This is a genomic window from uncultured Escherichia sp., assembly GCF_948475835.1.
Taxonomy (GTDB): Bacteria; Pseudomonadota; Gammaproteobacteria; order Enterobacterales; family Enterobacteriaceae; genus ECMA0423.
In genome coordinates this window covers 1-1,946 of sequence record NZ_CAOLGM010000246.1, presented here as the reverse complement: position 1 = coordinate 1,946, position 1,946 = coordinate 1, and the positions used below count along the sequence as shown (strand labels likewise).

Sequence of the window (1,946 nt, the reverse complement as noted above, 5' to 3'; positions counted from 1 at the left end):
TGCGAGAAACCGGAATCCCCGTCCAACGCGCCAGCACTTCAGCAATTTCGGCGTCGGTCACTTTATTACGCAACAGACGCATAGTTTTGCCTTCGAGCTGCGTTGCGGCTTCCAGTTGCTTTTCCAGTTCCGGGATTTTGCCGTATTGCAGTTCAGACATCCGCGCCAGGTCCCCCACACGGCGAGCCTGTTCAATAGCGATTTTCGCCTGTTCCAGTTCCGCTTTAATGGTCTGCGTACCAGAAAGCGATGCCTTCTCTGCTTTCCACTCTTCTTCTAACTCGGAGTACTGACGTTCTTTGTCGCTCAGTTCTTCGTTGAGCATATCCAGGCGTTTTTTACTGGCTTCATCAGACTCTTTCATTAACGCCTGTTGTTCCAGTTTGAGCTGGATGATACGACGATCGAGTCGGTCGAGTTCTTCTGGTTTTGAGTCAATCTGCATACGAATGCTGGATGCTGCTTCATCGATCAGGTCGATGGCTTTATCCGGCAGCTGACGGTCAGCAATGTAGCGATGAGACAACGTCGCCGCTGCAACAATTGCCGGGTCAGTAATTTGCACATGGTGGTGCAATTCGTAACGTTCTTTCAGGCCACGCAGAATCGCAATGGTATCTTCAACAGAAGGCTCGGCAACAAACACTTTCTGGAAACGACGTTCCAGCGCAGCATCTTTTTCGATGTACTGGCGATATTCGTCAAGCGTCGTGGCACCTACGCAGTGCAATTCACCACGCGCCAGCGCCGGTTTCAGCATGTTTCCGGCGTCCATTGCGCCATCGGCTTTACCCGCGCCGACCATGGTATGTAATTCGTCGATAAACAGGATGACGTTGCCTTCCTGTTTGGCAAGATCGTTAAGCACGCCTTTTAAACGTTCTTCAAACTCACCGCGATATTTCGCCCCAGCCACCAGCGCGCCCATATCCAGCGCCAGTACGCGGCGGCCTTTCAATCCTTCCGGCACTTCGCCGTTGATAATACGCTGCGCCAGACCTTCAACGATGGCAGTTTTACCGACGCCGGGTTCACCAATCAGTACCGGGTTATTTTTAGTACGACGTTGCAGCACCTGAATGGTACGGCGAATTTCTTCATCACGACCAATCACCGGATCGAGTTTGCCCTGTTCGGCTCGTTCGGTAAGGTCGATGGTATATTTTTTCAAAGCCTGACGTTGGTCTTCAGCACCTTGATCGTTCACGCTTTCACCTCCACGCATTTGTTCAATCGCTTGAGTAATGTTGGCGGTGGTCGCCCCTGCTGCTTTCAGGATGTCGGCCAGCGTGCCGCGAGACTCAAGTGCCGCCAGAACGAACAGTTCTGACGAGATAAAGTTATCACCACGTTTTTGCGCCAGCTTGTCGCAAAGATTAAGAACGCGCACCAGATCCTGTGATGGCTGGACATCACCACCAGTACCTTCAACCTGCGGTAAACGATTTAATGCCTGATTGATATCTGTGCGCAACTGGCCAGCATTTATGCCAGCGGATGTTAATAAAGGACTAACCGAACCCCCTTCCTGATTCAGCAGGGCGCTCATTAAATGAAGTGGTTCGATAAATTGGTTGTCGTGCCCGAGTGCAAGTGATTGGGCATCGGCAAGAGCAAGCTGGAATTTATTAGTAAGACGATCCAGACGCATAACTCCTCCCATAACGGATCAAAGTTGCTACTGGAGATTAAATGAGGTCATCCCTCAATTATTCAAGGTTATTGACCAGATTAATGTGAAAAGAAAATCACGCGTACCGGATCGTCTTGATTCTTTAGGTTATATCAGCCAAATGAAACTTGCCATACGACCGGTGGTCTTGTCGCGACGATAAGAGAAGAAAGTCTCATTTTCCGTATATGTACAACGGTCGCCGCCGAAAATTTGCTCAACACCCACGTTCGCCAGACGCTGCCGGGCAAGCTGATAAATATCCGCCAGATAC

2 protein-coding genes are annotated in these 1,946 nt (G+C 50.4%); both read right to left on the bottom strand.

The features are described from left to right. On the bottom strand, nucleotides 1–1,651 hold a 1,651-nt coding region (locus QZF50_RS23555; RefSeq protein ID WP_290389038.1), incomplete at its 3' end, for a Clp protease N-terminal domain-containing protein. A 129-nt stretch (nucleotides 1,652–1,780) separates the two neighbouring features. Further along, a partial coding sequence (locus QZF50_RS23550; protein WP_191637970.1) for a laccase domain-containing protein occupies nucleotides 1,781–1,946 on the bottom strand: 166 nt, incomplete at its 5' end.